Source organism: Brevibacillus sp. NPDC003359 (assembly GCF_042878995.1).
Lineage (GTDB): Bacteria > Bacillota > Bacilli > Brevibacillales > Brevibacillaceae > Brevibacillus.
Window position 1 is genome coordinate 22,942 of record NZ_JBIAOR010000022.1, and the last position, 25,551, is coordinate 48,492.

27 protein-coding genes and 1 other annotated feature are annotated in these 25,551 nt (G+C 47.9%); of the genes, 1 reads left to right on the top strand and 26 read right to left on the bottom strand.

Features of this window, described 5'->3' with window-relative positions:
* Positions 1-22: 22 nt before the first annotated feature.
* The 4 genes from rplW to rpsJ all read right to left on the bottom strand — a co-directional run bounded on the left by rplW (position 23) and on the right by rpsJ (position 2,042).
* Complete coding sequence (gene rplW / locus ACFYU8_RS28910; protein ID WP_007716243.1) at positions 23-313, bottom strand: 50S ribosomal protein L23; 291 nt, start codon at positions 311-313, stop codon at positions 23-25.
* Positions 313-936: a 50S ribosomal protein L4 gene (gene rplD / locus ACFYU8_RS28915; RefSeq protein WP_390306313.1), complete on the bottom strand. Its 624-nt coding sequence runs from the start codon at positions 934-936 to the stop codon at positions 313-315. Before rplD ends, rplW begins: the two co-directional genes overlap by 1 nt.
* A 20-nt stretch (positions 937-956) precedes the next feature.
* Positions 957-1,586, bottom strand: coding sequence for a 50S ribosomal protein L3 (gene rplC, locus ACFYU8_RS28920; RefSeq protein ID WP_144618200.1), 630 nt, complete (start codon positions 1,584-1,586; stop codon positions 957-959).
* A gap of 147 nt (positions 1,587-1,733) precedes the next feature.
* A complete protein-coding gene (gene rpsJ, locus ACFYU8_RS28925) occupies positions 1,734-2,042 on the bottom strand; it encodes a 30S ribosomal protein S10 (protein WP_007716236.1) in 309 nt (102 codons plus the stop codon).
* Positions 2,043-2,398: 356 nt separating this feature from the next.
* Here rpsJ and ACFYU8_RS28930 point away from each other — a divergent pair, with 356 nt between their 5' ends.
* Complete coding sequence (locus ACFYU8_RS28930) at positions 2,399-2,785, top strand: globin domain-containing protein (RefSeq protein WP_390306311.1); 387 nt, start codon at positions 2,399-2,401, stop codon at positions 2,783-2,785.
* Between the two features lie 39 nt (positions 2,786-2,824).
* Here the strand turns inward: ACFYU8_RS28930 and ACFYU8_RS28935 are convergent, their stop codons facing one another.
* From ACFYU8_RS28935 to cysE, 22 genes are all read right to left on the bottom strand, one after another.
* Positions 2,825-3,745, bottom strand: coding sequence for a DMT family transporter (locus ACFYU8_RS28935; RefSeq protein WP_390306309.1), 921 nt, complete (start codon positions 3,743-3,745; stop codon positions 2,825-2,827).
* 153 nt (positions 3,746-3,898) lie between these two features.
* On the bottom strand, positions 3,899-5,089 hold the full coding sequence (tuf, locus tag ACFYU8_RS28940) for an elongation factor Tu (RefSeq protein ID WP_390306307.1): 1,191 nt from the start codon (positions 5,087-5,089) through the stop codon (positions 3,899-3,901).
* A 120-nt stretch (positions 5,090-5,209) separates the two neighbouring features.
* The gene (gene fusA, locus ACFYU8_RS28945) at positions 5,210-7,288 is read right to left on the bottom strand and encodes an elongation factor G (RefSeq protein WP_390306305.1); all 2,079 of its coding nucleotides are present in this window, start codon (positions 7,286-7,288) and stop codon (positions 5,210-5,212) included.
* Between the two features lie 69 nt (positions 7,289-7,357).
* Complete coding sequence (gene rpsG / locus ACFYU8_RS28950; RefSeq protein WP_007716226.1) at positions 7,358-7,828, bottom strand: 30S ribosomal protein S7; 471 nt, start codon at positions 7,826-7,828, stop codon at positions 7,358-7,360.
* Between the two features lie 53 nt (positions 7,829-7,881).
* On the bottom strand, positions 7,882-8,325 hold the full coding sequence (gene rpsL, locus ACFYU8_RS28955) for a 30S ribosomal protein S12 (RefSeq protein WP_005828873.1): 444 nt from the start codon (positions 8,323-8,325) through the stop codon (positions 7,882-7,884).
* A gap of 123 nt (positions 8,326-8,448) precedes the next feature.
* Entirely contained in the window at positions 8,449-8,703 is a 255-nt protein-coding gene (locus ACFYU8_RS28960) for a 50S ribosomal protein L7ae-like protein (RefSeq protein ID WP_087341519.1), read from the bottom strand.
* Positions 8,704-8,841: 138 nt separating this feature from the next.
* Positions 8,842-12,468, bottom strand: coding sequence for a DNA-directed RNA polymerase subunit beta' (gene rpoC / locus ACFYU8_RS28965; RefSeq protein WP_390306303.1), 3,627 nt, complete (start codon positions 12,466-12,468; stop codon positions 8,842-8,844).
* Positions 12,469-12,497: 29 nt separating this feature from the next.
* The gene (rpoB, locus tag ACFYU8_RS28970; protein WP_390306301.1) at positions 12,498-16,037 is read right to left on the bottom strand and encodes a DNA-directed RNA polymerase subunit beta; all 3,540 of its coding nucleotides are present in this window, start codon (positions 16,035-16,037) and stop codon (positions 12,498-12,500) included.
* Positions 16,038-16,344: 307 nt separating this feature from the next.
* Positions 16,345-16,941: a class I SAM-dependent methyltransferase gene (locus ACFYU8_RS28975; protein WP_390306299.1), complete on the bottom strand. Its 597-nt coding sequence runs from the start codon at positions 16,939-16,941 to the stop codon at positions 16,345-16,347.
* A 99-nt stretch (positions 16,942-17,040) separates the two neighbouring features.
* Positions 17,041-17,403 carry a 50S ribosomal protein L7/L12 gene (rplL, locus tag ACFYU8_RS28980; protein ID WP_390306297.1) on the bottom strand — a complete coding sequence of 121 codons (363 nt, stop codon included), beginning with the start codon at positions 17,401-17,403 and terminating at the stop codon, positions 17,041-17,043.
* 55 nt (positions 17,404-17,458) lie between these two features.
* Entirely contained in the window at positions 17,459-17,974 is a 516-nt protein-coding gene (gene rplJ / locus ACFYU8_RS28985) for a 50S ribosomal protein L10 (protein ID WP_144618209.1), read from the bottom strand.
* Between the two features lie 24 nt (positions 17,975-17,998).
* Positions 17,999-18,162, bottom strand: a sequence feature (ribosomal protein L10 leader region).
* A 42-nt stretch (positions 18,163-18,204) separates the two neighbouring features.
* The gene (rplA, locus tag ACFYU8_RS28990; RefSeq protein WP_390306295.1) at positions 18,205-18,888 is read right to left on the bottom strand and encodes a 50S ribosomal protein L1; all 684 of its coding nucleotides are present in this window, start codon (positions 18,886-18,888) and stop codon (positions 18,205-18,207) included.
* Between the two features lie 89 nt (positions 18,889-18,977).
* Positions 18,978-19,403, bottom strand: coding sequence for a 50S ribosomal protein L11 (gene rplK, locus ACFYU8_RS28995; protein ID WP_007716214.1), 426 nt, complete (start codon positions 19,401-19,403; stop codon positions 18,978-18,980).
* A gap of 183 nt (positions 19,404-19,586) precedes the next feature.
* The gene (gene nusG / locus ACFYU8_RS29000; RefSeq protein WP_390306293.1) at positions 19,587-20,123 is read right to left on the bottom strand and encodes a transcription termination/antitermination protein NusG; all 537 of its coding nucleotides are present in this window, start codon (positions 20,121-20,123) and stop codon (positions 19,587-19,589) included.
* A gap of 45 nt (positions 20,124-20,168) precedes the next feature.
* A complete protein-coding gene (gene secE / locus ACFYU8_RS29005) occupies positions 20,169-20,417 on the bottom strand; it encodes a preprotein translocase subunit SecE (protein WP_106841294.1) in 249 nt (82 codons plus the stop codon).
* The gene (gene rpmG, locus ACFYU8_RS29010; RefSeq protein ID WP_003392018.1) at positions 20,417-20,566 is read right to left on the bottom strand and encodes a 50S ribosomal protein L33; all 150 of its coding nucleotides are present in this window, start codon (positions 20,564-20,566) and stop codon (positions 20,417-20,419) included. Before rpmG ends, secE begins: the two co-directional genes overlap by 1 nt.
* 240 nt (positions 20,567-20,806) lie before the next feature.
* Positions 20,807-21,529, bottom strand: coding sequence for an RNA polymerase sporulation sigma factor SigH (sigH, locus tag ACFYU8_RS29015; RefSeq protein WP_390306357.1), 723 nt, complete (start codon positions 21,527-21,529; stop codon positions 20,807-20,809).
* An 11-nt stretch (positions 21,530-21,540) separates the two neighbouring features.
* Complete coding sequence (locus tag ACFYU8_RS29020) at positions 21,541-22,065, bottom strand: NYN domain-containing protein (RefSeq protein ID WP_390306291.1); 525 nt, start codon at positions 22,063-22,065, stop codon at positions 21,541-21,543.
* A 1-nt stretch (position 22,066) separates the two neighbouring features.
* On the bottom strand, positions 22,067-22,822 hold the full coding sequence (gene rlmB, locus ACFYU8_RS29025; protein WP_390306288.1) for a 23S rRNA (guanosine(2251)-2'-O)-methyltransferase RlmB: 756 nt from the start codon (positions 22,820-22,822) through the stop codon (positions 22,067-22,069).
* 1 nt (position 22,823) lies between these two features.
* Positions 22,824-23,228 (bottom strand): Mini-ribonuclease 3, encoded by a 405-nt coding sequence (locus ACFYU8_RS29030; protein ID WP_327949160.1) that lies wholly within the window; start codon positions 23,226-23,228, stop codon positions 22,824-22,826.
* Positions 23,229-23,245: 17 nt separating this feature from the next.
* Positions 23,246-24,652, bottom strand: coding sequence for a cysteine--tRNA ligase (gene cysS / locus ACFYU8_RS29035; RefSeq protein WP_390306286.1), 1,407 nt, complete (start codon positions 24,650-24,652; stop codon positions 23,246-23,248).
* Positions 24,633-25,349 carry a serine O-acetyltransferase gene (gene cysE, locus ACFYU8_RS29040; RefSeq protein ID WP_390306355.1) on the bottom strand — a complete coding sequence of 239 codons (717 nt, stop codon included), beginning with the start codon at positions 25,347-25,349 and terminating at the stop codon, positions 24,633-24,635. Before cysE ends, cysS begins: the two co-directional genes overlap by 20 nt.
* Positions 25,350-25,551 lie beyond the last annotated feature (202 nt).

Here is a 25,551-nt window from a genome sequence, read left to right on the forward strand (position 1 = left end):
TCCTTTTCGGTAGTCGTCGAGGTTATACTCCCTCGTAGAAGGCCAATTCTTTGCTGTCATCAGTCAGCTTAACGATTGCTTTCTTCCACTCGGATGTGTAACCGGAGTATTTTCCGTAGCGTTTTGGTTTAGCAGGTACACGAACTGTGTTAACTGCTTCTACTTTTACGCCAAATACTTTTTCAACTGCTTGTTTGATTTCTGTCTTGTTGGCTTTGAGAGGTACTTCGAATACGTACTTTTTCTCAGCCATCATATCAGTGGTGCGCTCGGTAATGACAGGGCGTTTAAGGACATCATGAAGGCTCTTCATTAGGCGAGCACCTCCTCTACTTTCGCAATCGCTTCTTTCGTCACGATTACTTTGTCATACGCTACCAGATCAAGAACGTTAATGCCAGCAGCATCTACGATTTTTGTACCTGGAATATTGCGGGAAGCAAGAGCTACGTTTTGGTCGTACTCGGAAGTAACGATCAGAACTTTGCGATCTGCTTTCAAGTTGTTCAGAACAACTGTCATTTCTTTAGTTTTAGGAGCTGCAATGTTCAGAGCTTCCAAAACCAAAATTTCATTGCTTTGTACTTTTGCGGAGAGTGCGGATTTCAGTGCCAAACGGCGAACTTTACGGTTCAGTTTGTAACCGTATTTGCGCGGAGTTGGACCGAATACAACACCGCCACCTTTCCATTGCGGAGAGCGAATGGAACCTTGGCGTGCACGTCCTGTACCTTTTTGGCGCCATGGCTTGCGGCCACCACCACGTACTTCAGAACGGTTCTTTACATCATGTGTACCTTGGCGTTGGGATGCTTGTTGCATCACGATCGCATCGTACAGAACTGCGCTGTTAGGCTCAATCCCAAATACGCTGTCTGCCAGATCGATTTCGCCAACTTGAGAACCGTTTTGGTTATAAAGAGCTACTTTCGGCATGTCAGTTCCTCCTTTCCTTACTAGTTCTTCTTGACTGCCGTGGAAACCAGTACGCATCCGTTTTTCGGACCAGGCACGGAGCCTTTCACGAGAATCAAGTTGCGTTCTGCGATAACTTTAACCACTTCCAGGTTTTGAATGGTAACGTTGTCTCCACCCATTTGACCTGGCAGGGTTTGGCCTTTAAATACACGACCTGGATCGACAGCACCCAAAGAACCTGGGCGGCGATGGTAGCGCGAACCGTGAGCCATAGGACCGCGGGATTGATTGTGACGTTTGATCGCACCTTGGAAACCTTTACCCTTGGTTACGCCGGCAACGTCAACGAATTCTCCCTCAGCAAAAATGTCAGCCTTCAACTCTTGACCAACCTCATAGTCAGCGAGGTTAACTCCGCGAATTTCGCGAACGAAGCGCTTAGGAGCAGTGTTAGCTTTTGCTGCATGGCCTTTTTCCGGCTTGTTAGCGCGCTGTTCTTTTTTGTCTTCGAAGCCGATTTGAATTGCTTCATAACCGTCGTTCGCAACGTCTTTCTTCTGAAGAACTACGTTAGAACCTGCCTCGATAACCGTTACAGCAATCGCTGTTCCGTTTGGACCAAAAACTTGACTCATTCCAAGTTTTTTCCCTAAGATTCCTTTGGTCATTTGTGCCACCTCCTGTGCTTATTTCAGTAAAACGTTTTATGTTGTATCAAGTCCCCATCGATGCGCAGGGGTGCCATTTAAGGGTTTGTTGCTTGGTATAACACGCTTATCAAGACAACGTCTGCGCGTGTATCGCTTTTTGGGACCTTACAGTTTAATCTCGATGTCCACACCAGATGGCAGATCCAGACGCATCAGAGCATCTACTGTTTGTGGTGTAGGATTCAAGATATCGATCAAACGTTTATGTGTACGCATCTCGAATTGCTCACGAGAATCTTTGTACTTATGAACCGCACGCAGGATCGTGTAAATTGCTTTCTCCGTAGGAAGTGGAATTGGACCGGATACGTTAGCACCGGAACGCTTCGCAGTGTCCACGATTTTCTCTGCGGACTGATCCAGGATTTTATGATCATACGCCTTCAAACGAATACGAATCTTTTGCTTTGCCATTGAAGTCCCTCCTTTTTCGCCCATTTTTTAAACAGACATTTCTCCGTGGAAATATCCTGCACCCCAGTCATGGCAAAGGGCCCGGGTGTGTCAGCAACCTCCCACATCATCGCAAGTCCATGACCAACATTCAATATTGTACTAAAAAGATCTGGGCAACGCAAGTTTTTTCTTGGGTTTCCGAATATTTTTTTGTACATGGTGTGCCTACTGAATGACTCACCTTGATCATCTTACAGATTTCCGGGAAGAAAGGCAAGCGGGATTACCTGCCAACTCGCCGAGCTATCTATCTATAATAGAAGGAAGACGCTATACTTATGGTTGTAATCGTTAAGAAATGGAGGTTTTCCTCAGTGTCTGATGTGAATCAAACCCCTTATGAAATCATCGGCGGTGCAGATACCTTGGCCCGTCTTATCGATACCTTTTACGATCTAGTAAAGCAGCATCCCGACATTACCGACCTCTTCCCTGACGATTTAACCGAAGTGAAGGAGCGTCAATATCAGTTTTTGACACAGTTTCTCGGTGGTCCAAGCCTTTATTCGGACGCCCACGGTCATCCGATGCTGCGAGCACGACACATGCCGTTCCCTATTGGACCTATACAGGCAGAGGCTTGGCTCTCATGTATGGATAAAGCCATGGATTTGACTGGACTCGAAGGCGAAATTCGGAAACAAATTTTCGATCGTTTGCGTTTAACCGCCCATCATATGGTCAATAAGTGGGAACAATAAGAAAAAGCGTAGGACAATTTCTGTCCTACGCTTTTGTTGTTAATCAGAGGTTGCTGCCGTACTCGTAACTTTCGGTCTCACCAAGCTACGCGATCCCAAATAAACACCGCCGACTATCATACACAACGCCAGCAAGTGTACGAGTTGAAGGCTTTCTCCCAGGAATATCGCCGCAAATACCAAGCTGGCCATTGGCATTCCATTTAGGAAAACAGCCGTTCGACTTGCCCCCAGCTGACGTATCCCATAGTTCCAGCCGATCGAGCCGACCGCAGTTGATAGCGCACCTGAAGCAAATATCACAAGCCACTGGAAAGAAGAAACGTCCAAAGAGAGATAATAGGATGCAGGTTGGACAGTCAATGCTACTCCCCACAAGAAGATGACCCCAAACATTTGTGATAAAGCCGTAATTAAAAGAACCGGTACACCTCTTACGACCAATTTCCGTATGAGTAAACCACCCGTTACATACATAAGCATGGAGAAAAACATAATGGCATCTCCCCAGCCATTCATATGAAGGCCCCCGTGCTGAGAGATGACTACAATCAACACTCCTGCAAAACCCATTCCAATGCCAAGCCCTTTTTTCAACGACATGCCTTCCCCTAAGAAAAGCATCGCCAAGAGTGCCGTTGCCAACGGATTTAATCCAAGAATAAGCGAAGCATTTCCCGCTGTCGTATATTGAACACCAGCGGCAAGCGTAATTTGATGAAGCGCGATAGAACTAGCACCGACTCCAGCCAGCAAGAACCAATCCGTTTTGCTAAATCGCAAACTCTTTCTGTATAAGAAAATGAGAGGCGATAAACATATTCCACCGACAGTCATGCGTATGGCAGCGACATATAACGGAGGAAACATCGTTAAGTATTTGACCATGACGACGTTCAAGCCCCACAGCGTGACAACACCTGCAAGCATAAGATACAATAATCGCTCATTATTTTTCATCTCTAATATCCCCCATCCAATCCTGATGGTATTGTAGCATATTGCTCCGAGCAGCTTATTGAATGATTTTGATGGGAGTTATTTAAAAATTCGATAAAAGGACATAAAAAACCCGACAACCAAAGTTGTCGGGTTTTTGCGTATCAGTAAATCCTAAGCGTCGATAGAAGCTACAACACCAGCGCCTACTGTACGGCCACCTTCGCGGATCGCGAAGCGAGTACCTTGTTCCATCGCTACTGGAGCGATCAGTTCAACAGTGAACTCAGTGTTGTCGCCAGGCATGATCATTTCAACGCCTTCTGGCAGTTGGATGATACCTGTTACGTCAGTTGTACGGAAGTAGAACTGTGGACGGTAGTTAGCAAAGAAAGGAGTGTGACGTCCGCCTTCTTCTTTGGACAGAACGTAAACTTCTGCTTTGAACTTAGTGTAAGGCTTAACGGAAGCTGGTTTCGCCAAGCATTGTCCACGCTCGATGTCATTACGGTCTACACCGCGCAGAAGAGCACCGATGTTGTCACCAGCTTGAGCGGAGTCCAGCAATTTGCGGAACATCTCAACGCCAGTTACAGTAGTTGTTTTTGTTTCTTCAGCCAAACCGATGATCTCAACTTGGTCACCAACTTTTACTACACCGCGCTCTACGCGACCAGTAGCAACAGTACCACGACCAGTGATCGTGAACACGTCCTCTACAGGCATCAGGAACGGCTTGTCAGTTGCGCGCTCAGGAGTTGGGATGTAGGAATCTACAGCTTCCATCAGCTCAGCAATTTTCTTAGCCCAGTCACCAGTTGGGTTATCCAAAGCCTCTTTAGCAGAACCTTTGATTACTGGAGTGTCGTCACCTGGGAACTCATATTGAGACAACAGGTCACGGATTTCCATTTCAACCAGTTCCAACAACTCTTCATCGTCTACCATGTCGCATTTGTTCATGAATACTACGATGTAAGGTACGCCTACTTGCTTGGAGAGCAGGATGTGCTCGCGAGTTTGTGGCATAGGGCCATCAGCTGCGGATACAACCAGGATTGCGCCGTCCATTTGAGCAGCACCAGTAATCATGTTTTTCACGTAGTCAGCGTGACCAGGGCAGTCAACGTGAGCATAGTGACGGTTGTCAGTTTCGTACTCAACGTGTGCTGTGTTGATTGTGATACCGCGCTCTTTTTCTTCTGGAGCAGCGTCAATCGCAGCATAGTTCATTGCTTGTGCTTTACCGCTCTGTGCCAATACAGTTGTAATAGCAGCAGTCAGGGTAGTTTTACCATGGTCAACGTGACCGATAGTACCAATATTAACGTGTGGTTTATTACGTTCAAATTTCGCTTTTGCCATGAGAGAAAAGCCTCCTTATAGATAAGGGTTTTATGGTTTGAAGAAAGGTTTACCTTACGAATGGTTGTCCCTTCAATATTGTAAACCTTTCTGATTGCAAGATAAAGCTGTAACCTGTAATTATTCGCCTTTAGATTTCTTGATGATCTCTTCAGCGATAAATTTAGGTACTTCTTCGTAGTGGTCGATCACCATGGAGTAAACGCCACGGCCTTGGGTACGGGAACGAAGAATTGTGGAGTAACCAAACATCTCGGACAGTGGTACCATTGCACGGATTACTTGTGCATTTGCACGAGCTTCCATACCTTCGATACGACCGCGGCGGGAGTTCAGGTCGCCCATAACGTCGCCCATGTACTCTTCTGGCATTGTAACTTCTACTTTCATGATTGGCTCGAGCAGTACAGCGCCACATTTTTTCGCAGCTTCTTTCAGAGCGAGAGAACCTGCTACTTTAAATGCCATCTCGTTGGAGTCAACATCATGGTAGCTACCGTCTACGACAGTTGCTTTGATATCAACCAGCGGGAAGCCGGCGATAACACCATTTTTCATGGACTCTTCGATACCCGCTTGAACAGCAGGGATGTATTCGCGTGGTACTACACCACCAACGATTTTGTTTTCGAATTGGAAGCCTTGACCAGCTTCGAGTGGAGCGAATTCCACCCAAACGTGACCGTATTGACCACGACCACCGGACTGACGAACGAATTTACCTTCCACTTTTGCTGCGTTACGGAATGTTTCACGGTAAGCAACTTGTGGAGCACCTACGTTCGACTCGACTTTAAATTCGCGTCTCAGACGGTCTACGATGATCTCCAGGTGAAGCTCACCCATACCGGAGATGATTGTTTGACCAGTCTCTTCATCTGTGCGAGTTCTGAACGTTGGATCCTCTTCAGCCAGCTTGGACAGGCCGATACCCATCTTGTCTTGGTCTGCTTTGGATTTTGGTTCGATCGCAACAGAGATAACTGGCTCTGGGAAGTCCATAGACTCGAGGATTACAGGAGCCTTTTCATCACACAGAGTATCACCAGTTGTTGTATCTTTCAAACCTACAGCTGCAGCAATGTCACCGGAGTAAACCGTTTGGATCTCTTCACGGTGGTTTGCGTGCATTTGCAGGATACGGCCTACGCGCTCACGTTTACCTTTGGTAGAGTTGAGAACATAAGAACCGGAACTCAGTACACCGGAGTATACGCGGAAGAAAGTCAGACGGCCTACATACGGGTCAGTCATGATCTTGAACGCAAGAGCAGAGAACGGACCGTTGTCGTCAGCAGCACGATCAACTTCTTCTTCAGTATCTGGCAATGTACCTTTGATTGCAGGGATATCTACCGGAGACGGCAGGTAAGTAACTACGTTGTCCAGCATAGGCTGAACACCTTTGTTCTTGTAAGAAGAACCGCACATTACCGGCGTCAGTTTGCACTCGATAGTACCCTTACGCAGAGCAACACGGATTTCGTCGTTGGTCAGCTCTTCGCCTTCCAAATACTTCATCATGAGCTCTTCGTCTTGTTCTGCAGCTGCCTCAACCATCGCCATGCGAAGTTCTTCGCAACGAGCGAGCAGTTCAGCAGGAATTTCAGCAGAGTCAGAAGTTTTACCCAAATCATCGGTATATACGATTGCCTTCATTTCGATCAGGTCAACCATACCTTTGAATTGATCTTCTGCACCGATTGGATATTGGATAGCTACTGGATTTGCACCCAGGCGAGATTTGATCTGACCCAAGCACATATCAAAGTTAGCACCCATGATATCCATTTTGTTGATGTAGCACATGCGTGGTACGCCATAGCGGTCAGCTTGGCGCCATACGGTTTCGGTTTGCGGCTCAACGCCACCTTTTGCGTCAAAAACGGTTACAGCACCGTCAAGAACGCGCAGGGAGCGCTCAACTTCTACAGTGAAGTCTACGTGGCCTGGCGTATCGATAATGTTGATTCGATGGCCATCCCATTGAGCAGTAGTAGCAGCCGAAGTGATCGTGATACCACGCTCTTGCTCTTGTTCCATCCAGTCCATGGTAGCTGCACCTTCGTGCACCTCACCAATTTTATGAACGCGACCAGTGTAGAACAGAATACGCTCAGTAGTCGTCGTCTTACCAGCATCGATGTGAGCCATGATACCGATATTACGCGTATTCGGCAAAGAGAACTCGCGAGCCATTAGGTATGCTCCTTCCATACTCGAGTTTGAGAATAAACGGGTATCCAATACGGACACCCGATTCAATTCCTACCAGCGATAGTGAGCAAACGCTTTGTTCGCTTCAGCCATCTTGTGCGTGTCTTCACGCTTTTTAACTGCTGCACCGGTGTTGTTAGCAGCGTCCATGATCTCGTTAGCAAGACGTTGTTCCATGGTTTTCTCTCCACGGTTACGGGAGTAGTTAACCATCCAACGCAGGCCAAGAGTGGTACGGCGCTCCGGTTTTACTTCGATTGGTACTTGGTAGTTAGCACCACCTACACGGCGAGCTTTAACTTCCAGTACTGGCATTACGTTTTTCAGTGCTTCTTCAAACACTTCCATCGGGTTGCGACCTGTGCGCTCCTGGATGATGTCAAATGCGTTGTAGAGAATGTTCTGAGCTACACCACGCTTACCATCCAACATCAGGCGGTTAATCAAGCGAGTAACCAACTTGCTGTTGTGAATAGGATCAGGCAGCACGTCACGACGGGTTACAGGACCTTTACGAGGCATCGTATTCCCTCCTTCTTTTCGTTATAAAATCACGCCACTTCACAGGCGTTTTCTTATTTCTTTTTCGCTGCAGCTGCTGCTTGACCTGGCTTCGGACGCTTAGTACCGTATTTGGAACGACCTTGTTTACGGTTGTTCACACCAGCAGTGTCAAGTGCACCACGAACGATATGGTAGCGTACCCCTGGCAAGTCTTTTACACGACCGCCGCGCACCAGCACGACGCTATGCTCTTGCAGGTTGTGGCCAATACCACCGATGTAAGCTGTTACCTCGATTCCGTTAGTCAAACGCACACGAGCGTATTTACGCAACGCGGAGTTCGGTTTTTTCGGAGTCATGGTACCTACACGAGTGCAAACACCACGTTTTTGAGGAGAGCTTTGGTTAGTTTGGCTTTTCTTGAAGCTGTTGTACCCCTTTTGAAGAGCTGGGGACTTCGACTTCACAACCTTATCCTCGCGACCTTTACGCACCAATTGGTTAATTGTAGGCATGATGTTACCTCCCTTCTTAATACCCAATCTTCAAGACCACAGATCCAGGTGAGTCATTTTTAGGTCAAATAGAAAGTCCTTGTCCAGCATTACGCAACGTGTAAGCCACGGACAAAAACATCGTTAACCACTTTTTTTAATCGCAGCAGTAGCCGCTCCCACTTCAATTCCGCACGCTTTGCCTAAGCGATGCATGGAATCTACATGAATGACTGGAACACCCTTCTCTTTGCAAAGGAGCTCGACTTTTTGGGTCAAACGCTTATCTGCATCTACAGCGATATACACTGCTTCTACCTGTTGGTTTTCAACAGCCTTGATCGTCTGCTTAATGCCGATAGTCAAGTCCTTGGCCCGCTCTACTTTTTCATAAGACATGATCCTCATATCCTCCAAAGTACAGATGTCAGGCACACTTGAATATAATATCAGGTGGGCTAGTTGTTGTCAACGCCCATCTCCTATTTTTATTTAGGAAAGCGCCCACCAACCGGTGATGGGCGCTTTTCCCGGTAATTACTCTACAGAAACTGCTTCTTGCTCAGCCTTCGCTGCTTCCAGCTCTGCTTCGTAATCGACTTGACTAGCAACTTTTACATTGCGGTAACGTGACATACCGGTACCTGCTGGAACCAGCTTCCCGATAATAACGTTCTCTTTCAAACCTAGCAAGCGGTCCACTTTTCCTTTGATCGCTGCATCGGTAAGAACACGAGTCGTCTCCTGGAAGGATGCTGCCGACAGGAAGGAGTCGGTTTCGAGGGATGCTTTGGTGATCCCGAGAAGAACCGGACGACCTACTGCTGGACTTCTGCCTTCCATGAGGGCTTTTGTGTTCGCTACTTCAAATTCTGGTACCTCAACATAGGAGCCTGGCAAGAGGTCAGTATCTCCGCTGTCGATGACACGCAGTTTGCGCAGCATCTGGCGAATCATAACCTCAACGTGCTTGTCGTTAATTTCTACCCCTTGCATACGGTAAACTTTTTGTACCTCTTGCAAGATGTAGTTGGAAACGCCGCGCATGCCGCGAACTTTGAGCATTTCTTTCGGGTCTACGGAACCTTCCGTGAGCTCATCACCAGCATTCAGCTTGACACCAACAGAAACCTTGATGCGAGAGCCATACGGTGCTGCATACACTTTGTTTTCCGCTTCTCCACGCACTTCGATTTCGCGACGATCTTTCCCTTCGCGAATGTCGATGACTTCACCATCGATCTCGGAGATGACTGCTTGCCCTTTTGGATTACGCGCTTCGAACAACTCCTGAATACGCGGCAAACCTTGGGTAATATCGTCTCCCGCAACCCCACCGGTATGGAAGGTACGCATGGTCAGCTGGGTACCCGGCTCACCAATGGACTGAGCAGCGATAATACCAACCGCTTCTCCCACTTCCACCTCGGCACCTGTCGCCAGGTTGCGTCCGTAGCACAGTTTGCAGACACCATGGCTGGTGCGGCAAGCAAGTACGTTACGGATATATACGGAAGTAATACCTTCTTTTTCGATATACTCGGCAACCTCTTCAGAGATCTCCTCATTACGGTGCACGATAATTTCTTTCGTCTCAGGGTGGCGCAAAGTCTCGAAGCAAGTACGTCCTGTCAGACGGTCAGACAGCTTCTCAATTTCTTCCTTACCATCCTTGATCGCTGCTACACGAATACCTTTATCTGTTCCGCAATCCGTTTCACGAACGATAACGTCTTGCGCAACGTCTACCAGACGACGAGTCAAGTAACCTGAGTCGGCTGTACGCAACGCCGTATCGGCAAGACCTTTACGCGCACCATGAGTGGAGATAAAGTACTCCAATACAGTCAGACCTTCACGGAAGTTCGATTTAATCGGCAACTCAATGATTCGACCAGATGGGTTGGCCATCAGACCGCGCATACCTGCCAGCTGAGTGATCTGGGATACGTTACCGCGGGCACCGGAGTTCGCCATCATGTAGATCGCATTGAACTTATCCATCGCCTTCATCAATACTTCTGTTACTTCATCCTTCGCTTTGGACCAGATGGAGATTACACGGTCATAACGCTCGTCTTCGGTAATTAAACCGCGACGGAATTGCGTCATGACAGTTGCAACTTTCTCATCTGCAGCATCAAGGATGTCTTTTTTCTTTCCTGGTACTGCGATGTCCGCTACGGCAATCGTGATACCTGCTTTTGTCGAGTACGTGAAGCCCAGTTCCTTGATCTTGTCGAGGATCATGGACGTTTTCATCGTACCAAAGCGACGGAAGCACTCGGAAATAATGGTTCCTAGGAAGCCTTTTTTTACAGCACCTGGGTCCGGGAGGTTCTTAATGAACTCAGAAACATTCGTACCTTTATCAAAAACAAAGCACTCATCTGGAACCATCGTTTGCAGGTTAGCTCTAGTCGGTGCATTGATAAACGGCATATCTGCAGGGAAGATTTCGTTGAAGATCACTTTCCCAACTGTTGTTACGATCAATGCGTTCTCTTGACGCTCAGTAAAGCTGGTTTTGTTCAGGCGTTTCGCTGGCAAAACGATGCGCGTATGCAGGCTGATAAAGCCTTGCTGATAAGCGGCAATCGCATCGTGAGGATCGCGATAAATCGTACCCTCGCCTTTGTCGCCTTCGCGTTCCAGTGTCAGGTAGTAGGAACCAAGCACCATGTCCTGGGATGGAGTTACTACCGGCTTACCGTCTTTCGGGTTCAAGATGTTTTGCGCTGCCAGCATGAGGATACGGGCTTCTGCCTGTGCCTCAGCAGACAACGGAACGTGAACCGCCATTTGGTCACCGTCAAAGTCCGCGTTGTACGCTGTACAAACAAGCGGATGCAGACGGATCGCACGGCCTTCAACCAGAACTGGTTCGAATGCCTGGATACCCAGACGGTGCAAGGTGGGGGCACGGTTCAACAGTACCGGATGCTCGCGAATCACATCTTCGAGAACGTCCCATACCTCTGGCTGAACGCGCTCAACCTTGCGCTTTGCGCTCTTGATGTTGTGAGCGAGGCCTTTGGAAACCAGCTCTTTCATCACGAACGGTTTGAAGAGTTCCAGTGCCATTTCTTTTGGCAAACCGCACTGATACATCTTCAAGTTAGGTCCTACAACGATAACGGAACGACCGGAGTAGTCAACACGCTTACCGAGCAGGTTTTGACGGAAACGACCTTGTTTACCTTTCAGCATGTGGCTGAGAGATTTCAAAGGACGGTTACCTGGTCCTGTTACCGGACGTCCACGACGACCGTTGTCGATGAGCGCGTCTACTGCTTCCTGCAGCATGCGTTTTTCGTTTTGTACGATAATGTCAGGAGCACCCAGTTCGAGCAGGCGCTTCAGACGGTTATTACGGTTGATTACACGACGGTACAGGTCATTCAGGTCGGAAGTGGCAAAGCGTCCACCATCCAACTGAACCATTGGACGAAGCTCTGGCGGGATAACCGGCAGTACGTCGAGAACCATCCAATCCGGGTTGTTACCGGAGTTGCGGAATGCCTCAAGTACTTCCAAACGCTTGATCGCACGGTTGCGACGTTGTCCTTGCGCCGTTTTCAAGTCTTCTTTTAACGTTTCCACATCTTTATCCAGATCGATTTCAGCAAGCAGGCGTTTGATCGCTTCTGCACCCATCATCGCCTGGAAGGAGTGGCCGTATTTCTCACGATAGTTGCGGTACTCTTTTTCGGAGAGCAATTGCTTTTTATCGAGAGGAGTATCACCTGGATCGGTAACTACATAAGAAGCAAAATAGATTACTTCTTCCAGGGAACGAGGGGACATGTCGAGCACCAAGCCCATACGGCTTGGAATCCCTTTGAAATACCAGATGTGAGAAACTGGGGCAGCCAGTTCAATGTGCCCCATACGCTCACGCCGTACTTTGGCGCGGGTCACTTCCACGCCACAACGGTCGCACACTACACCTTTATAACGAACGCGCTTGTACTTACCGCAATGACACTCCCAGTCCTTGGTTGGTCCAAAGATGCGTTCGCAGAACAAGCCGTCTTTTTCCGGTTTCAATGTGCGGTAGTTGATCGTCTCTGGCTTCTTCACTTCCCCGAAAGACCACGAACGGATCTTATCGGGGGAAGCCAAGCCGATCTTCATATATTCGAAGTTGTTCACGTCAATCACAGGGCGTTACCTCCCTTGGTACCGGAATCTTACTCTTCGTTCAAGCTTCCGCCTTCGAGTACGAGGTTCAGTTTTTCACCGTTACCTTCATCCTCGTCTTCCGTTTCACGCATTTCAATCTCCTTCTCATCACCGGACAGAATCTTCACGTCCATACCCAAGCTCTGGAGTTCCTTGATCAATACTTTGAAGGACTCTGGTACACCTGGTTCTGGAACGTTTTCGCCTTTAACGATCGCTTCGTACGTTTTCACGCGGCCCACGACGTCATCCGACTTGACAGTGAGAATTTCTTGCAAGGTGTAGGCAGCACCGTATGCTTCCAATGCCCAAACCTCCATCTCCCCGAAACGCTGTCCACCAAACTGAGCTTTACCGCCCAATGGCTGTTGCGTAACAAGAGAGTAAGGACCAGTGGAACGAGCATGGATTTTGTCATCGACCAAGTGAGCCAGTTTCAGCATGTATACACAACCAACTGTTACACGACGATCAAACGGTTCACCTGTACGACCATCAAACAAGATCGTTTTTCCGTCACGATCCAGGCCTGCTTCATCCAACGTTTCGAATACTTCTGCCTGACGTGCACCGTCAAATACTGGCGTTGCTACGTGGATACCCAGAAGCTTCGCTGCCATACCCAAGTGAGTCTCCAATACCTGACCGATGTTCATACGCGAAGGTACGCCCAACGGGTTGAGTACGATCTCTACTGGAGAGCCATCTGGCAGGAACGGCATGTCTTCTTCCGCCATGATGCGGGCGATAACCCCTTTGTTACCATGTCGACCGGCCATTTTGTCACCCACGGAAATTTTCCGTTTTTGGGCGATGTAAACGCGAACCAGTTGATTGACGCCTGGTGGCAATTCGTCGCCATTCTCACGCGTAAATACTTTTACGTCTACAATGATACCGGAACCACCATGCGGTACGCGCAGGGATGTATCACGAACTTCACGAGCTTTTTCACCGAAGATTGCATGCAGGAGGCGCTCTTCTGCTGTCAGCTCAGTAACACCTTTTGGTGTAACCTTACCAACAAGAATGTCGCCGTCCTGAATCTCTGCACCAACACGGATGATACCGCGTTCGTCCAGGTTTTTCAGAGCATCTTCCCCGACGTTTGGAATATCGCGAGTGATTTCCTCTGGACCCAGCTTGGTGTCGCGAGCTTCGGACTCGTATTCTTCAATATGGATAGACGTATACACGTCATCTTTTACAAGTTTTTCACTCAGAAGAATCGCGTCTTCGTAGTTGTATCCTTCCCACGTCATAAACGCAACGATTACGTTACGACCGAGAGCCAATTCACCTTTTTCAGTGGATGGGCCGTCCCCAATAATATCGCCTTTTTCAATCCAGTCTCCACGGCTTACGATTGGACGCTGGTTGATGCAGGTACCTTGGTTGGAACGGATAAACTTGTGCATCTTGTATTTATCGAGATCGCCGGCAACTTTTCTGCCGTCGATTTCTTGGTAACGACGAATCCAGATTTCGCGAGCCGTTACGCGCTCTACTTGACCCGGATGCTTGGCAACGATCGCCACGCCAGAGTCTTGCGCTGCTTTATGCTCCATACCCGTACCGACAAACGGTGCTTGTGGAATCAAAAGCGGAACGGCCTGCCGCTGCATGTTTGAACCCATCAGTGCGCGGTTGGCGTCATCGTTCTCGAGGAACGGAATCAGCGCTGTCGCAACAGATACAACCTGCTTCGGCGATACGTCCATGAAGTCAACCTTGTCGCGCGGTACGCTCAAGATCTCACCTTTACGACGGCAGATTACCATGTCGTTAACAAATCGGCCATCTTCATCGAGAGGCTGATTCGCCTGCGCCACGTTAAACACATCTTCCTCATCAGCCGTCAAATAGCTGATGTCAGTCAACACGAAGCCGGTTTCCGGATCTACTTGACGACGAGGCGTTTCGATAAATCCGTAGTCATTGATGCGTGCAAAGGAAGACAGAGAGTTAATCAAACCAATGTTTGGTCCCTCTGGCGTCTCAATTGGACACATACGACCGTAGTGAGAATGGTGAACGTCGCGCACTTCAAAGCCTGCGCGCTCACGCGTCAAACCACCAGGTCCGAGTGCGGACAGACGGCGTTTGTGCGTCAGCTCAGCCAATGGGTTTGTTTGGTCCATAAACTGAGACAGCTGCGAGCTACCAAAGAACTCCTTCAGTGATGCAATCACTGGACGGATGTTAATGAGAGCCTGCGGTGTGATTTGATTTTGATCTTGGATGGACATACGCTCACGAACCACACGCTCCATACGGGACAAACCGATACGGAACTGGTTCTGCAAGAGCTCACCCACGGAACGGAGACGACGGTTACCCAAGTGGTCAATGTCGTCAGTGGAACCAACACTGTGCAGGAGGTTCATGAAATAGTTGATCGCCGATACGATATCCGCCGGCGTAATATGCTTGAAGGACTTATCTACATTTCCATTTCCGATTACTTTGATGATCTTGCCATCTTCAATCGGAGAGAAAATATTGATAGATTGTAGATGAAGTGCTTCATCTTCCAGAACGCCGCCATGCGTGCGAACGTCAATAAATCCGATGCTGCCTTCCAGAGCTGGCACAATGCGTTCCAATACACGACGGTCAATCATTTGACCGGCTTCGGCGAAAATTTCACCTGTAGTGGTATCGATCAATGTTTCAGCCAAACGTTGGTTGTACAGACGGTTTTTCAGATGAAGCTTCTTGTTCATTTTGTAACGACCAACAGAAGCCAGGTCATAGCGCTTAGGGTCGAAGAAACGAGAGATCAAGAGACTCTTCGCATTTTCAACTGTTGGCGGCTCGCCCGGACGAAGACGCTCGTAGATTTCGATGAGCGCTTTTTCCGTAGAATCGGTATTGTCTTTTTCCAGCGTGTTCTTGATGTATTCATCTTCACCCAGCAAGTTGAGAATCTCGATGTCAGAACCAAAGCCCAACGCACGCAAAAGAACCGTTACCGGGATTTTTCGCGTACGGTCGATGCGGACATAAATTACGTCTTTCGCATCGGTCTCCAGCTCCAGCCAAGCACCCCGGTTCGGGATTACTGTAGCTGTAAACGTCTGCTTGCCGTTTTTGTCCACTTTGGTGTTGTAATATACACTGGGGGAACGAACAAGCTGGCTGACAATAACGCGCTCAGCACCATTAATAATGAAGGTTCCCGTTTCGGTCATGAGCGGGAAATCCCCCATGAAGACTTCTTGTTCCTTCACTTCTCCCGTCTCTTTGTTCAACAAACGTACCTTCACACGCAGAGGCGCCGCATAGGTGACGTCACGTTCTTTCGACTCGTCAACATCGTACTTCGGCTCTCCCAAGCTGTAGTCGATAAACTCCAGCACGAGATTACCTGTGAAGTCCTGGATTGGCGAAATGTCTTGGAACATCTCACGGAGCCCCTCATCAAGGAACCATTGGTAGGACTTTTGTTGAATCTCGATGAGATTTGGAAGGCCCAGCACTTCGTTAATACGTGAATACGTACGACGCTGGCGGTGTCGGCCACTTTGAATCACTTTACCTGCCAACTTATTCACCCCTCAGGTTGTGTTTTCACACATAGAAACTCGGCATTCGGCAACTTTAAAATCGCAGACGAATGCCTAAAAATAAAAATGGGTTAAAGCAGTTTCAACCATTTTTAACCCAGAGAAACTCTATTTTAAAAGAATTCCCATGTTTTCACACAAACATTCCTATCTAAGGAAAAAAGTAGAAACGCTTGACAGACAGGGAATTGCTGAAAAATAGACATTTATCCCATATTGACATTTTATAATGCTATCACATTCAAGTGTTCGCGTCAAGAAAAGATTTCTAATGATTTCTTCTTGCTTATTTGATTGCACGGAATATGTGGTAGCCCTTTTGCCGATCTACTTCTATCACTTCGCGGTACATTTCCTGTAGTTTCTTCAATGCAGATGGGGCGCCTTGTTTCTTTTGAATGACAACCCACATTTCTCCACCATCAACCAACAGATCGTAACCTTCCACGAAAATGCGATGAACGATTTCCTTGCCCGCGCGAATCGGCGGGTTGGTCAGAATGACGTCAAACTGCTCGCCTTGCACGCCGCTATAAACATCGCTCACTCGAACCTCGACATTTTTTATTCCATTTGCTTCTGCATTACGACGAGCCAGGTTCACCGCACGCTCGTTCACATCGATCATCGTTACCCGACCATGTTCAGCAAGTCTGGCAGCCGTCAAGCCCATCGGACCATACCCACAGCCCACATCGAGCACACGCGCATGACTGTCGATTTCCATGTTCTCGATGAGCAATACACTTCCAAAGTCAATCCGGTCTCGGGAAAAAACGCCTGCATCCGTAATGAAACGAAGCTCATTGCCACGGAGCATAAACGTAAATTGCTGTTCGTCATGTGCAGCACCCGGTCGATTGGTGTAGTAGTGGTCTGCCACGTGTGATTCACCCTTCCTCATCGTTTCAACATGCATTCATCAAAACCTTACAGAAAAACCCCCTGCCGCAGGCAAGGGGATTTCCTTAAGGAAGCTAACTTACTTTACTTCTACTTGTGCGCCAGCTTCTTCGAGTTTTGCTTTGAGAGCTTCTGCTTCGTCTTTGGAAACGCCCTCTTTGAGTGTTTTTGGAGCGTTGTCTACCAGGTCTTTTGCTTCTTTCAGACCCAAGCCAGTCAGCTCGCGAACAACTTTGATTACGTTGATTTTGGAAGCGCCGCCGCTTACCAGGTTAACATTGAACTCAGTTTGCTCAGCAGCAGCTTCTGCTCCGCCACCAGCAACTACAGCTACAGGAGCAGCAGCAGTTACACCGAATTCTTCTTCGATTGCTTTTACCAGGTCGTTCAGTTCGAGAACGGACATGCCTTTAATGGCTTCCAAGATTTGCTCTTTACCCATTTTAAAATCCTCCATTCAAGGAATCGTATTTGAAAAACATTAACCGATCAGGCGATTACGCGCCTTGACCTTCTTTTTGTTCTGCCACTGCTTTGACTGCCAGTGCAACGTTGCGCATTGGAGCTTGCAGGACGGAGAGAAGCATGGACAAGAGACCTTCGCGGTTTGGTAGGGACGCCAATTCTTTAATTTGATCAGCACCAACTACTTTACCTTCGATAACGCCACCCTTGATTTCCAGCTTGTCGTTTTTCTTCGCGAATTCAGCAATAACTTTCGCTGGAGCGATGATATCTTCATTGCAGAACGCCAAAGCGTTCGGTCCAGTCAGATATTGATCCAGTTCAGTCAGGCCTTCCTTCTCAGTAGCCAAACGAGTCAAGGAGTTTTTCAACACTTGGAACTCAACACCTGCTTCACGCAATTGTTTGCGGAGCTCGGTTACTTGCGCTACTGTCAGACCGCGATAGTCAGCCACCACTGTAGTTTGGCTTTCGCGAAGTTTGGTAGCGATTTCGTTGATCGCTTGTACCTTTTCTTCACGAATAACGGTTGGACGAATTTCTGCCATTGTTTACACCTCCCGTGCTCTAATCCTAGAAAATGAAGAATGCCCTCGCAGACTCACGAGGGCATAATGCTATATCGTCAAAGGAAAACAGCGTTTCCTCATTCGTACATTACACGCCTCGGAGGGATATTAAGCGTTACTTTCACAAGCACCGCGCCTTCTGTCTACGGCATATTCTTTTCATCAACAGGGACTATCTTAACAACTCCCACAAAGGAAGTCAAGTGTCATTATTTTACAGCTACACGTACACCAGGGCCCATAGTAGAGCTCAGGGTTACATTTCTCATGTAAACACCTTTTGCTGCAGCCGGTTTCGCACGGTTCAGTGCATCCGTCAGAGCAGCCAAGTTGTCAGCCAGCTTGTCAGCATCAAAGGATGCTTTACCGATAGGAGCGTGGATGTTACCAGCTTTGTCTACGCGGTATTCAATTTTACCTGCTTTGATTTCGTTAACCGCTTTTGTTACATCGAAAGTAACAGTGCCGGTCTTAGGGTTTGGCATCAGGCCTTTTGGACCGAGAACACGACCCAATTTACCTACTTCACCCATCATGTCAGGAGTAGCTACTATAACGTCAAAGTCGAACCAGCCACCTTGAATTTTCGCGATCATGTCTGCATCGCCTACGAAGTCTGCGCCAGCTGCTTCAGCATCTTTTGCTTTTTCGCCTTTAGCGAATACGAGAACACGTTGTACTTTACCAGTACCATGTGGCAATACAACAGCGCCACGGATTTGTTGGTCAGCACGCTTAGGGTCTACACCCAAACGGAAAGCTGCTTCAACAGTTTCATCGAACTTAGCAGTAGCTGCTTTTTTAACCAGCTCAATACCTTCTGCTACTTCGTATACTTTGTTTTTATCAACGAGCTTTACAGCCTCTTGATATTTCTTACCTTTTTTCGCCATGATTAAATCTCCCTTCAATGTGGTCGTAGCGGTTGATCCTCCCACAGACAGGGGGGCACAACGTCTGTGCCCCCTTGCACTCAAGACAATTAGTCTTCGATTACGATACCCATAGAACGAGCTGTACCTTCTACCATGCGCATAGCCGCTTCTACGGATGCAGCATTCAGGTCAGGACGCTTCAGTTCTGCGATTTCACGAACTTTATCACGCTTCAGCGTAGCAACCTTTGTTTTGTTTGGTACGCCGGAACCGGACTCGATACCAGCAGCTTTCTTCAACAGAATTGCAGCTGGAGGAGTTTTTGTGATAAAAGTGAAAGAACGGTCTTCAAACACGGTGATTTCCACCGGAATGATCATACCTACTTCGCTTTCAGTGCGAGCATTGAATTCTTTACAGAATCCCATGATGTTTACACCAGCTTGACCGAGAGCCGGACCTACTGGAGGTGCAGGATTCGCTTTACCTGCTGGAATTTGTAATTTAATTACGCGGATAACCTTCTTAGCCACGTAAGACACCTCCTTACTTCACATGTGGTTATTACGGGGGAATGCCCCCTCCCACCGTTTTTTGAAAGTCTAGTAAAAGACTTTCGATCTATAGTGAGAGTGCAAGAAACCCCAATTAGTGTTGTGGGATTGTTAAAACAAAATGAAATGTACCACATAGCGCGATACTTTTCAAGTTGAATCCTAATCCAAATTTTGAACTTGTGTAAAGTCTAGCTCTACCGGCGTTTCGCGACCGAAGATGTCCACCAACACGCGAACCTTCTGCCTGTCCGGGTAAATCTCGATAATCTCCCCGGTGCGATTGGAAAACGGACCATCTGTGACGCGCACCATATCGCGGAGAGCAAAATCGACTCTGATCTTGGGAATTTCGATTCCCATTTGCTTGAGAATCGTATCGGCCTCTTCAGGACGCAGCGCTGTCGGTTTAGAGCCAGCACCCGTGGATCCGACAAAGCCGGTAACCCCAGGGGTGTTGCGCACGACATACCAAGAGTCGTCCGTCATCACCATTTCAACAAGGACGTATCCAGGAAACACTTTTTTCGTGACGGTGCGCTTCTTACCATCCTTGGTTTCCACCTCTTCTTCAGTGGGAACAAGAACGCGAAAGATCTTGTCTTCCATGCCCATCGACTCGAGTCGCTTCTCCAGATTGGTTTTCACCTTGTTTTCGTAACCTGAGTACGTATGAAGTACATACCATGCTTTTTCCATATCCAACAGGACGATAACCGTCCGTCCCTCCTAAGACTTGCATAATTACGTTCCTAGAATCAAATCGATCAAGCGCGAGATACCCAAATCAACGACGAAGAAGAATACTGCCAGGAGCACAACCGTAACAAGAACAACGAGCGTATAGGTCGTCAATTCTTTACGGTTGGGCCAACGGACTTTCTTTAGCTCGGACATTACGTCACTAAAAAAACCACCGGTACGGCGAAAACTGGCTCCAATTCGTGATAAAAAACCCACTTTGCCACCCCCTGACTTCGTCGCATCAACCATTACTTCGTCTCGCGATGAAGGGTTTGCTTCTTGTCACGGGAGCAATACTTTTTCAGTTCAACACGTTCAGTAGTGGTGCGCTTGTTCTTCGTGGAGATATAGTTACGCTCGCCACACTCGGTGCACGCCAACGTGATGTTTACTCGCATTTATTGCCACCTCCATCTCATTTCAAACCTGCTATTAATTAAAAGTACCCCGATGATAAATAGTACGGGAAAACCGCTACTTTTTCCAGACCATTTCATTCACCTAAGTAACCATAGAACAGAGAGATAAGAGTCTATGGCTACCTAAATAAATTTATCACACCGAAATACCCATGTCAAACAAAATGACTTGACAACCAGAAGTCCTTTTGCTTCCAAAATAAAAAGAGAGATTCTCTCTTACAGATGAATCTCTCTTCCTTCTAAATAGCGCTCTAGCTTGCGCTTGACTCTCTGTAATGCATTATCGATAGACTTGACATGACGCTTCAGTTCAACAGCAATCTGCTGATAGGATCGTCCGTCCAAGTAAAGCATGAGAACCTGGCGCTCCAAGTCACTCAAGATTTCACTCATCTTCCCCTCGATGTCATCGAATTCTTCCCGATTGATAAACAATTCCTCTGGATCGGTCACCTTGGTTCCCGAAATCACATCGAGTAGTGTGCGGTCAGAATCTTCATCGTATATAGGCTTGTCCAGTGAGACGTAAGAATTGAGCGGGATGTGCTTTTGGCGTGTCGCCGTCTTGATCGCGGTAATGATCTGACGGGTAATACACAGCTCGGCAAATGCCTTGAACGACGTGAGCTTGTCTCCTCGGAAGTCGCGAATAGACTTGTACAGTCCGATCATCCCTTCCTGCACGATGTCTTCGCGGTCAGCCCCAATAAGAAAATAGGATCTCGCTTTGGCACGGACGAAGTTCTTGTATTTGTTGATCAAATACTCCAAAGCTTCGGTGTCATTATCGCGAACCAGGTCGACTACTTCTTCGTCGGTCATTAGTTCATATTGGGCATGTTTTAACTCCTTGAGGTCAACACTCACAAATGATCCCTCCGCCAACCGGTTTCTCCAATAGATAGCGCTATTATACATGATTCCGTAAAAAAGCGTCAACCGAATCCAAGTTATTCCCTTCTCCATTTTTCGAATATTTTCGCTATTTCATCATTCAGCGTAATCCGCTTGGAGAAGCCGTCTTCTTGCGTTTTTTCGACTTGTTTCTTGATTTCTTTCCCCGCATTTTCCATATCGAGCAACAACTCCCGGGCAGATTTGCGCAAAGCTCCCTGCCCAAATATGACACGTTGCGACGTATAGTCAGAAGTTGCCACATAAATTTGTCGATTTTTATTGTGAAATTCGGAGACTAACTGCTCGATTTTTTCGTCAGCCGTCTCCTTTTTCTTCGTGAAATAGACTTCAACCTGGAAGTCTTCCATTTGACGGCCAATGCCAGGAACGTTGTACGCATCAAAAACAATGATGACCTTTACACCAGTGTAGCTCTGGTACTCTGCCATTTTTGCGATTAATTGATCACGCGCCTCGTCCATCCGCTCTTGATCCTTCAGCAGGCGCAGATCGGGCCAGGCACCGATGATATTGTATCCATCTACGATCAACAGCTGCTTGGCTTTTCGTTGCGCCATGTCATTTCACCCGCGTCGGAATGGGACTCCTGGAGCGATAGACTTCATACATCAACAAGGCAGCTGCTACAGAAGCGTTGAGTGAGGTAACATTGCCCGCCATCGGAAGGCTGTATAGAAAATCACAGTTCTCCCGAACGAGGCGACTCATGCCTTTTCCTTCGCTGCCAATGACAATCGCGAGCGGCATCGTAAAATCACCCTGACGGAAATCCTGTTTGGCACTCGCGTCTGTACCTGCGATCCAAACGCCGCGTTCTTTGAGCTCTTCCATGATACGAACCAAGTTCGTCACTCGCGCTACCGGCACGTAGTTGATCGCCCCTGCCGAAGCTTTTGCCACTGTTGCCGTCAGACTGACAGAACGTCGTTTTGGAATGATGACACCATGAGCACCGACTGCATCGGCTGTCCGCATGATCGAACCGAGGTTATGCGGGTCTTCCAGCTCGTCCAACAGCAAAATGAACGGCGCCTCGTTTTTTTCCTCTGCCCGCTTCAAAATATCGTCTACTTCTACGTAATCATAAGCAGCAACAGAAGCCACTACACCCTGATGGTTGTCCGTCGACACGAGCTGATCCAGCTTTTTGCGGTTCGCTGTCGTCACAATGACACCCTGTTCTTTCGCCAAGGCATAGACAGGTCCCATCAGATTTTTATTCGTTCCCTCTGCAATCCAAATCTTATTAATCGTACGGCCTGATCGCAAAGCCTCGATGACGGGGTTTTTCCCCAGAATCCATTCTTCACTCATTTCATGATTCTCCTTCCACTATGGCAAAAGACTGCTGCACAATTTCAGCGATCCGCTCTTCTTTTCCACTCAAATACAGGTACCCGATCAATGCTTCAAAAGCCGTTGCATGACGGTAGTCGATAATATCGGCGTTTTTGGCACTGGAGCCGGATTTGGCATTCCGCCCCCGCTTCACTACATTCAATTCTTCCTCTGGCAATGTGGGCATTAACGTCAACAACACATTGGCCTGTGCTTTCGCTGAAACATAGCGGTTGGCCGCCTTGTGGAGCTGGTTTGGTTTAACCAGCCCCTTGGCGATCAAATGATACCTGACACAATGCGAATAGGTAGCATCCCCGAGGAAGGCAAGCACGAGTGGATTTGTCAGATTAGGATCTCGGGTCAGTTCTTCTTTTTGCATCTATTTTCTTCGGCCCCTTATTTTCGACGCCAGCGAACACCTTGTGGCGTGTCCTCAAGCACGATTCCTTTTGCTGCGAGCAGATCGCGGATTTCGTCAGAACGGGCAAAGTTTCTTGCTTTGCGAGCTTCTGTGCGCTCTTCGATCAGCGCATCGATCTCACTATCCACCAGTTCCTGCTCTTCTGCAATTTCAAGACCAAGAACCTCCGTCAACTCCACCAACAAATCCATGTACGCACGAACTTCGGTTTCGCCTACATTTTGATGACGCAAATACAGGTTGGCTTCCTTCACGACGTCAAAAATAACGGTAATAGCATTCGCTGTATTGATATCATCATCCATCTCGGAAATGAATCGCTCACGAAGCTCCCCAATGATTCGTGCCTGCTCCTGCGCCTGATCATTCGGTTCTTCTGCGCGCGCGGTATCCAGACGATGGGACAGATTCGTATACGCAGTCGTAATTCGCTCTAGACCATTGGCCGCCTGTTCAATCAACTCTTCGCTAAAATTGATCGGGTTGCGATAGTGCCCCTGAAGCATAAAGAAGCGAATTAATTGACCGCCGAATTTCTCCGAAAGCTCGCGCGCGAGCAAGAAATTGCCAAGGGATTTGGACATTTTTTCGTTATCGATATTGAGCATGCCGTTGTGTAGCCAGTAGCGAGCAAAGACTTTGCCCGTAAAGCACTCCGACTGGGCAATTTCGTTTTCGTGGTGCGGGAATACCAGGTCTGTTCCGCCTGCATGGATATCGATTTCCTCACCTAAAAACTTCAGGGCCATTGCCGAGCACTCAATATGCCATCCCGGTCTTCCTTCGCCCCACGGACTGTCCCAGGTAACTTCTCCGGTCTTGGCCGCTTTCCAAAGTACAAAGTCCAGGGGATGTTCCTTTTTCTCGTTGATTTCTACACGAGCACCTGCCTGCAAATCATCCAACGGTTGATGTGAAAGCTTTCCGTATTCCTGAAAACGTCCCGTGCGGAAATAGACGTCACCCTCACTCTCGTAGGCAAAGCCTTTTTCAATCAGTCCTTGCACGAATTCAATAATCTCCGGAATCGTCTGCATCACTCGTGGTTGAATATCAGGTGGCAGTACGTTCAGTGATTTCAGATCCGCATTGTACGCATCCGTGTATCGATCAGCCACTTCTTTGACAGTGACACCTTCCTGATTCGCCACACGAATCAGTTTGTCATCTACATCCGTAATATTTTGCACGAATGTCACTTCATAGCCACGATATTTCAAGTAACGGCGAAGTGTATCAAATACAATGGCAGGGCGCGCATTTCCAATGTGGATGTAGTTATACACGGTCGGGCCGCACACGTACATTTTTACCTTTCCTGGCTCCAATGTGTGAAACGGTTCCTTTCGCCGCGTCATCGTGTTAGTCAGCTGAATGCCCATCGTTCTTTTTATCCTCCCTCAAAAGCTCCAATTCTTTGCGTAATTGTTCAATTTCCTTTTGCATCATACGAATCGTATCCGCTACCGGGTCTGGCATGTTTACATGGTCCAAATCATTTTTGACGCGCTTGCCATCCTGGATGACGATGCGTCCCTTGATTCCTACTACGGTCGAGTTAGGCGGTACCTCCTGCAAGACAACGGCACTAGCCCCTATCTTTGAATTATCGCCAATTTTGAAGGAGCCCAACACCTTTGCTCCCGTAGCAATAATGACATCATTGCCGATCGTAGGGTGACGCTTTCCTTTTTCCTTACCTGTTCCCCCGAGTGTAACCCCTTGATAAATCGTTACATTGTCTCCGATTTCGCACGTCTCTCCGATCACAACACCCATGCCATGGTCAATGAACAAGCCGCGGCCAATTGTTGCGCCCGGGTGAATCTCAATTCCCGTGAAAAAGCGGGATAGTTGAGAGACAATTCGGGCGAGTGTACACAGTTCGGCCTTCCAGAGCCTGTGGGCAATCCGGTGCCCCCATATCGCGTGCAAACCGGAATAGGTCATGACGACTTCCAGCGTACTACGCGCAGCCGGGTCTCGTTCAAAAACAGCATGAATGTCATCTCTCATCTGTGCTAACATTTTTGGGTGGCACCTCCTGCCTGATTTTACCTGCTCACGTTCAACCTCAATATCAGGGTTCAAAAAGTTGTCTTTTCAGCATCGAGAAAGTAGCGAGAACCTGAAGAAGGAGGAGCGGAGTGTAGGAGACCTACATGAGCACCGGACTTCAAAGGTGAACGCTACTTTCGAAGTCGAATACGCTTCCAGGACTACATCGTGATCAAAAGACGACTTTTTGAACTACCTTTTCAAAAAAATAAAAAACGTCCCT

Coding starts and splice junctions, on each gene's coding strand:
- rlmB (WP_390306288.1), bottom strand. CDS start 22,822: ATGAGTGAAGAATGGATTCTGGGGAAAAACCCCGTCATCGAGGCTTTG.
- ACFYU8_RS28960 (WP_087341519.1), bottom strand. CDS start 8,703: ATGTCTTATGAAAAAGTAGAGCGGGCCAAGGACTTGACTATCGGCATT.
- rplA (WP_390306295.1), bottom strand. CDS start 18,888: ATGGCGAAAAAAGGTAAGAAATATCAAGAGGCTGTAAAGCTCGTTGAT.
- rpsJ (WP_007716236.1), bottom strand. CDS start 2,042: ATGGCAAAGCAAAAGATTCGTATTCGTTTGAAGGCGTATGATCATAAA.
- tuf (WP_390306307.1), bottom strand. CDS start 5,089: ATGGCAAAAGCGAAATTTGAACGTAATAAACCACACGTTAATATTGGT.
- rpsG (WP_007716226.1), bottom strand. CDS start 7,828: ATGCCTCGTAAAGGTCCTGTAACCCGTCGTGACGTGCTGCCTGATCCT.
- rplL (WP_390306297.1), bottom strand. CDS start 17,403: ATGGGTAAAGAGCAAATCTTGGAAGCCATTAAAGGCATGTCCGTTCTC.
- fusA (WP_390306305.1), bottom strand. CDS start 7,288: ATGGCTCGCGAGTTCTCTTTGCCGAATACGCGTAATATCGGTATCATG.
- ACFYU8_RS29030 (WP_327949160.1), bottom strand. CDS start 23,228: ATGCAAAAAGAAGAACTGACCCGAGATCCTAATCTGACAAATCCACTC.
- ACFYU8_RS28935 (WP_390306309.1), bottom strand. CDS start 3,745: ATGAAAAATAATGAGCGATTATTGTATCTTATGCTTGCAGGTGTTGTC.
- rpmG (WP_003392018.1), bottom strand. CDS start 20,566: ATGCGAGTAAACATCACGTTGGCGTGCACCGAGTGTGGCGAGCGTAAC.
- rplJ (WP_144618209.1), bottom strand. CDS start 17,974: ATGGCAGAAATTCGTCCAACCGTTATTCGTGAAGAAAAGGTACAAGCG.
- secE (WP_106841294.1), bottom strand. CDS start 20,417: ATGGTTGATGCGACGAAGTCAGGGGGTGGCAAAGTGGGTTTTTTATCA.
- cysS (WP_390306286.1), bottom strand. CDS start 24,652: ATGGGCATTCAGCTGACTAACACGATGACGCGGCGAAAGGAACCGTTT.
- rplC (WP_144618200.1), bottom strand. CDS start 1,586: ATGACCAAAGGAATCTTAGGGAAAAAACTTGGAATGAGTCAAGTTTTT.
- ACFYU8_RS29020 (WP_390306291.1), bottom strand. CDS start 22,065: ATGGCGCAACGAAAAGCCAAGCAGCTGTTGATCGTAGATGGATACAAT.
- nusG (WP_390306293.1), bottom strand. CDS start 20,123: ATGGAAAAAGCATGGTATGTACTTCATACGTACTCAGGTTACGAAAAC.
- rplW (WP_007716243.1), bottom strand. CDS start 313: ATGAAGAGCCTTCATGATGTCCTTAAACGCCCTGTCATTACCGAGCGC.
- rplD (WP_390306313.1), bottom strand. CDS start 936: ATGCCGAAAGTAGCTCTTTATAACCAAAACGGTTCTCAAGTTGGCGAA.
- rpsL (WP_005828873.1), bottom strand. CDS start 8,325: ATGCCTACAATTAACCAATTGGTGCGTAAAGGTCGCGAGGATAAGGTT.